Consider the following 6,625-nt stretch of genomic DNA (forward strand, 5'->3'; position numbering starts at 1 on the left):
ATAGGTCAAAAGAAGAAAAGTCAAAAAATATATTTGACAAAGGAAGGGGCCTTTCGCTACACTTAATCTGTCAGGAAGGAGACGCACTTATGGATGAAAAAGAACGGAAAGCGTTTGAAGGCGACGCCTTTGCCCAATGCGCTATGGGCGACGATTATTTCTTTGAAGCTTTCGATGCCGATATAGAATATAAAGATGTTTTATATAAGAAGGCCCTGTACTGGTACCACCGGGCTGCCCAGAAAGGACACGCGGCCAGTCAGTATAACCTGGCCTATCAGTATGAACACGGACTGGGGACGGATACCGACATGGAACAGGCCGTGTACTGGTACCGCCGGGCGGCCAATCAGGGGTATGGCACGGCCGAAAACAACCTGGGCCATCTCTACGAAACGGGGAACGGCCTGCCCCAGGATTATGGACTGGCTTTGCACTGGTACGGCCGGGCTGCCCGCCATGATGACGCCGACGGCCAGTGCAATACGGCCATCATGTACCAGTTCGGCTATGCCGGCCCGCGGGATTATGACAAGGCCGCCTACTGGTATGCCCAGGCGGCCAAAAAGGGCAATGCCATTGCCCAGAACAACCTGGGATACCTTTACGAAACGGGCCGCGGTGTCCCGCAGGACTGGGAACTGGCAGCCCGCTGGTACTATGAAGCCGCCATGGCCGGAGACGGGCCGGCCCAGAATAATCTGGGCGTACTCTACCGCGACGGTCACGGCGTCCGCCACGACCTTTGCCAGGCCGTCTATTGGTTCGCCCAGTCGGCGGCTTCCGGGTACAAGGAAGGCATGAAGAATTATGCCCATGCCCTGGAAAAAGGCGAAGGCGTAGAAAAAGACACGGTCGAAGCGGCCTATTGGCGGCAGAAGGGAAAGAAATAGGAGTGATATTTTACTAGTCAACATTACAGAAATATAATATTGACTATCCAGGCTAAAAGGAGTATACTGAAGATATCAAAAACGAATTGTAAAATTCACAAAATTGCAGGGAAAGGGGCATGAAAATGGGAAACTATATTGGGCATACTAGCGAAGACGGACGACAGCAACTGCTGATAGACCATTTGAAAGGGACCAGCCTTTTGGCCGAACGATTTGCCAGTGTGTTTGATGCGCCCGAATGGGGAAGGATGGCTGGATTATATCATGACATCGGGAAATATAGTGCGGCTTTCCAGCGACGGATCCTGGAAGATGGGCCGCTGGTCGATCATTCTACAGCCGGTGCCTTGCTGATGAAGAAAATAAAGAATGTACCTTTGGCTCTCTGTATTGCCAGCCATCACAGCGGTCTCCTCAATATGGGAACGAAATTCTCGGACGTTACTGACGGTACCCTGATGGGGCGGCTGAAAAAAGAATTGAAGGGCAAACTGGACTATTCGGCTTATCGCCAGGAACTGCCTGAACCCGTACCGATTCGCAAGGCGCCGGCCTTTTTATACGGAAAAGACCAGTTCTATTATTCCTTCTTCATCCGCATGCTTTTTTCCTGTTTAGTCGATGCCGATTTTTTGGATACGGAGCGATTCGTAAACGATGGCAAAGTGCAGCGCGGCGGATTCGCGACGATGCAGGAACTTCACGATTTATTTTTCGCGTATTATGCAACTTTTGGAAAACCCACTACGCCTATCAATCAAAAACGGCAGGAAATTTATCAGCAATGTCTGGATGCGGCTGAAAAAGAGCCAGGTATGTTTAGTCTGACCGTTCCGACCGGTGGCGGTAAGACCTTGTCTTCCTTGGCTTTTGCCTTGAAACATGCTATAAAATACAAGAAACAGCGGATTATTTATATCATCCCCTATACTTCGATTATTGAACAGACTGCCGATATTTTCCGTAATATTCTAGGGGATGGTAACGTCATCGAACACCATATGAATGTCGATTACGATAAAGATTACGATAAAAATTACGACGATGACAAAAAGGAAGATGATGGCTTGAACCGCAAAAAGCTGGCGACTGAAAATTGGGATGCGCCCGTCATTGTGACGACAAATGTGCAGTTTTTTGAATCCCTCTTTGCGGCTAAGACCAGCCGGTGCCGCAAGGTACATAATATTGCCAATAGCGTCCTCATCTTTGATGAAGCACAGATGCTCCCTGAGCCTTATTTGCGGCCTTGCATCCGCAGCATGGGCGAATTGGTGGCTAATTATCGTTGTACGGCAGTATTGTGTACGGCAACGCAGCCGAGTTTGGAAACGTATTTTTCCCGGATCGGAGAAGGCCTGAAAGTGCGGGAAATCTGTCCGGATACCCAAGGCTTGTATGGATTTTTCAGGCGCGTCACTTATCGATTCATGGATGTAGATTCCCTGGAATCCTTGGCGGCGCAGCTGAAAGAGCATGAGCAGGTCCTGTGCGTCACTAATTCCAAGAAGGATGCCCGGGACTTGTATCAGCTGATGACGGGCGACGGCTGTTACCATTTGTCGACCTTCATGTATCCGGCTCATCGGCGCCGTGTCTTAGCCATCATCCGTCAGCGCCTTCAGGATGGCTTACCCTGCCGGGTCATTTCGACCAGCTTGATCCAGGCTGGTGTCGATGTCGATTTCCCTGTCGTTTATCGTGAAATTGCGGGCCTGGATAGTATCATACAGACCGGCGGCCGCTGCAATCGGGAGGGGAAACAGCGGACAGAAGACAGCATCGTATCTATTTATGATTTGCCTAAACCTATGAACCGGATTCCGGCTTTCGTGCGGCGTCCTATCGAAATAACCCAGATGGTGGCGAAGGACCATGCCGACATAGCCAGTGCAGAGAGTATTAAAGCGTATTTCGACCAGCTCCATTATACGCTTGGCGAAGACCAGCTGGACAGTAAAGATGTGTTAAAACGATTAGAAGTGAATAAACCGGCCTTTACAGAGATTGCAAAAGATTTCAAACTGATAGAAGAAGACAGCCGGACCGTTTTTATTCCCATAGATGATGACCTGGACAACCAGAAAATCCTGGCACAATTGAGAAGCGGTGTTTGCAACCGGTCCATACTCCGTAAGGCGAATCAATATATGGTCGGCGTCTATGAGAATCAGTTCAGGAAACTAGAGGAAACGAATAAGCTGGAAGCGTTGGAGTTTGGATTGTACGTACTAACGGATCCGGCGGCATATGATCCGGATACGGGGCTCGTCGTCAATATGGAAGATGGAATAGGCATCTTTTTATAAATTAGGGAGATGATGATATGGCAATACGAGTAGAAGTTTGGGGAGATTATGCCTTATTCTCCCGGCCGGAAATGAAAACAGAACGCGTCAGTTATGATGTCATGACGCCGTCTGCGGCACGAGGCATCATTGAGGCGATTTATTGGCATCCCGGACTCAAATGGATTATTGATAAAATCTATGTTCTCAGTCCTATCCGGTTCACTAATATCCGCCGCAATGAAGTCAAGGCAAAGGCCAGCGCCAGAGCGGCCAAGCAGGCGATGACTAAGAAAAATGTGGACTTGTATTTGAGTACGAAAGAAGAAATCCAGCAGCGGGCTTCTATGGTACTGTGCAAGGTGCATTATGTCATCGAAGCGCATTTTGAACTGACCGATAAGGCCAATGCTTCCGACAATGCTGGAAAGTTCCAGGATATCATCCGCCGCCGCTTGAAGCGGGGACAATGTTATCATACGCCTTATTTTGGCTGCCGGGAATTTCCTGTCAATTTCCGGGAATACGAATTTGACAGTGTGCCGACAGCCTATGCCGGGGAAGATAAGGAATTAGGCTATATGCTGTATGACATGGATTATTCCGATTTACAGCACATACGGCCTATGTTCTTCAAAGCGACCTTACATAATGGGGTCCTGGATTTGCGGGATTGTGAGGTGCACTCATGATTTTACAATCGTTGGTAGCGTATTATGAAACCTTAGCCCGGCAGGGAGCTATTGCCAAGCCGGGGTGGGGGGACTATAAGATTTCCTATGCTGTCAATCTGAATCAGCAGGGCGAAGTCATCGGAATCCTATCCTTAGAAAAAGAAGTGATGCGGGGGAAAAAGACGGTATCCGTGCCTACGGTCCATATGCTGCCGGAAGGCGTGAAAAAATCATCGGGTATCCGGCCGCAGTTCTTGTGGGCCAATGCCGCTTATTGCCTGGGGCTGCCTAAAGACATGAAGACAGCGGATATGGCAGAAGATGCGGTAGCCAAATGGGAAAAAGAGAAAAAACGGAGTATAGCTTGTTTTGAAGCGATGAAAAAATATCATTTGGATATCTTAGAAGCTGTCCACACGCCGTCAGCAGAGGCATTGAAGCGGTTCTTTACGACGTGGAAGCCGGAAACAGCAGAAAATCATCCCGTGTTGAAACCCTATCTGGCCACCAACCTGTTGACAGCCAATGTAATGTATGCCGTCGAAGGTGTCTTTGTTAAAGACGATGAAACCATCAGGGCTGCCTGGGATGCCCATTATAATCAGCCATCTGCTGATGCTGTCGAAGGGCAGTGTTTGGTCACGGGGAAAATAGGACCCATTGCCCGCATCCATCCCAATATCAAAGGCGTCCGCGGCGCTCAGTCCTCAGGAGCTTCCTTAGTATCTTTCAACGCAGATGCTTTTGAATCATACGGTCATTCAGGGGGGCAGTGCTATAATGCCCCTGTCAGCGAACATGCCGCTTTTGCCTATACGACGGCATTGAATCAGCTTATTGCCGATGAAAAGCACTGTAAGGTCATTGGCAATACGACCGTTGTCTATTGGGCAGCCGATGGGGAAGAAGCCTATCAGGATTTGCTTCATAGCGCCGTTTTTGAAGATGACGATGCCATCGACGATGAGACCCTGGATGCCTTGTTTTCGCATATCCAAAACGGGATGCCCTTTGATTTTCACGGTGTCCCCATCCACCCGGATACGCCTTTTTATATCCTGGGACTGTCTCCCAATGCGGCAAGGCTTTCGGTCCGCTTTTTCTTGCAGGACACATTCGGTCATTTTATCGACCATGTGCGCAGGCATTATGAGAGACTGGAAATCGTTATGCCTCAGCGTCATCGGGCCTACCTGCCATTATGGAGACTGTTGGGGGAAACGGTAAATAAAAAAAGTAAAGATAAAGCAGCATCCCCGCTTCTGGCAGGGGCTGTGATGCGCAGCATCCTCTCGGATACGCCTTACCCGCAGGCTTTATACAATAGCGTCATGTTGAGAGTCAAAGCAGACCAGGATGATAAAGATAAGCATATCTATAAAATTAGTGCCGAAAAAGCCGCCATCATCAAGGCTTGTTTATTGAAGAATTTTCCGAAAGGAGAGGAAGTAACTGTGGCATTGAATGAAGAAAGTACGAATACGGCCTATGTATTAGGCCGACTGTTCTCTGTATTGGAACAAATTCAGGAAAAAGCCCATGAAAAAGATAATGGACGCGGTAAGGTTCCCGACTCAGAAAAGAATCGGAAAGGAATAAATAGCACGATTAAGGATCGATTTTTTAATAGTGCGGCTGCGACCCCGGGATGGGTATTTCCAATTTTGTTGAAAATGGCCAACCACCATTTACGCAAATTGAATGACAGAAAGGGATTGAAAATTGAACTGGAAAAAATGGTCACAGAATTGGAAGGGAAAATCGAGATGAATGGCCAGCCTATTCCGGCGCGGATGAATTTGAACGATCAAGGCTTATTTATTTTAGGCTATTACCATCAGACCCAGAAACGGTATATGAAAAAGGAGGAAAAATAAGATGTCCGAACCCATTAAGAATCGCTATGAATTTACCATCCTGTTTGACGTAGAAAATGGCAATCCCAATGGAGATCCCGATGCCGGCAATATGCCGCGCGTAGACCCGGAAACCGGATACGGCCTGGTTACCGATGTCTGCTTGAAGCGTAAGATACGCAATTGCATTGAAACGATTTGCGAAGACCAGCCTGGCTATCGCATTTACGTCAAAGAAAGCGTTCCTTTGCAGCGCAGTGACAAAGAAGCGTTAACCTACGTGGGCATTGATGAAAAGACGGATATAAAAAAGATGAAAAAAGATGATCCGGAACTGGACCGTAAAATCTGTGACTTTATGTGCCAGAATTTCTTTGACATCCGTACCTTTGGCGCCGTCATGACGACCTTTGTCAAGAGTGCACTCAATTGCGGCCAAGTCCGCGGTCCCGTTCAGTTGGGCTTTGCCCGCAGCATTGATCCCATCGTGCCACAGGAAGTCACCATTACCCGTGTTGCCATTACGACAGAAAAAGATGCTGAAGATCAAAAATCTACATTTGGCAAAAAATATATCATTCCCTATGCGTTATACCGCGTAGACGGCTATGTATCAGCCAACCTGGCCCGGAAAGTAACTGGTTTCAGTGAGGACGATTTACAGTATTTATGGAAGGCTATCATTAATATGTTTGAATACGACCATTCTGCTGCTAGAGGAAATATGACAGTGCGTGAACTCATCGTATTCAAACACGATAGTGAATTGGGAAATGCTCCAGCTTATAAACTTTTTGATACTGTTCACGTCCAGAAAAAAGAAAGTGTCGTTGCACCCCGAAACTATACGGACTATGACGTCACCGTAGATGAAAGCAAAATCCCGGAACACGTTACGTGTACCCGGATGA

At 47.9% G+C, this 6,625-nt stretch carries 5 protein-coding genes; all 5 read left to right on the plus strand.

The window, feature by feature from the left end:
- Nucleotides 1–89: 89 nt before the first annotated feature.
- Nucleotides 90–893, plus strand: coding sequence for a tetratricopeptide repeat protein (locus tag NOS26_RS09090; RefSeq protein ID WP_014016935.1), 804 nt, complete (start codon nucleotides 90–92; stop codon nucleotides 891–893).
- A 125-nt stretch (nucleotides 894–1,018) separates the two neighbouring features.
- Complete coding sequence (gene cas3 / locus NOS26_RS09095) at nucleotides 1,019–3,205, plus strand: CRISPR-associated helicase Cas3' (protein ID WP_255917599.1); 2,187 nt, start codon at nucleotides 1,019–1,021, stop codon at nucleotides 3,203–3,205.
- Between the two features lie 17 nt (nucleotides 3,206–3,222).
- Nucleotides 3,223–3,876: a type I-C CRISPR-associated protein Cas5c gene (cas5c, locus tag NOS26_RS09100; protein WP_014016933.1), complete on the plus strand. Its 654-nt coding sequence runs from the start codon at nucleotides 3,223–3,225 to the stop codon at nucleotides 3,874–3,876.
- Nucleotides 3,873–5,735 (plus strand): type I-C CRISPR-associated protein Cas8c/Csd1, encoded by a 1,863-nt coding sequence (gene cas8c, locus NOS26_RS09105; RefSeq protein WP_255917600.1) that lies wholly within the window; start codon nucleotides 3,873–3,875, stop codon nucleotides 5,733–5,735. Before cas5c ends, cas8c begins: the two co-directional genes overlap by 4 nt.
- 1 nt (nucleotide 5,736) lies before the next feature.
- Nucleotides 5,737–6,625: type I-C CRISPR-associated protein Cas7/Csd2 (gene cas7c / locus NOS26_RS09110; protein WP_255917601.1), on the plus strand; the 889-nt coding region annotated here is incomplete at its 3' end.

This window comes from Megasphaera sp. SC8-1, from assembly GCF_024436295.1.
GTDB lineage: Bacteria > Bacillota > Negativicutes > Veillonellales > Megasphaeraceae > Megasphaera > Megasphaera elsdenii.

Coding starts and splice junctions, on each gene's coding strand:
- cas3 (WP_255917599.1), top strand. CDS start 1,019: ATGGGAAACTATATTGGGCATACTAGCGAAGACGGACGACAGCAACTG.
- NOS26_RS09090 (WP_014016935.1), top strand. CDS start 90: ATGGATGAAAAAGAACGGAAAGCGTTTGAAGGCGACGCCTTTGCCCAA.
- cas5c (WP_014016933.1), top strand. CDS start 3,223: ATGGCAATACGAGTAGAAGTTTGGGGAGATTATGCCTTATTCTCCCGG.
- cas8c (WP_255917600.1), top strand. CDS start 3,873: ATGATTTTACAATCGTTGGTAGCGTATTATGAAACCTTAGCCCGGCAG.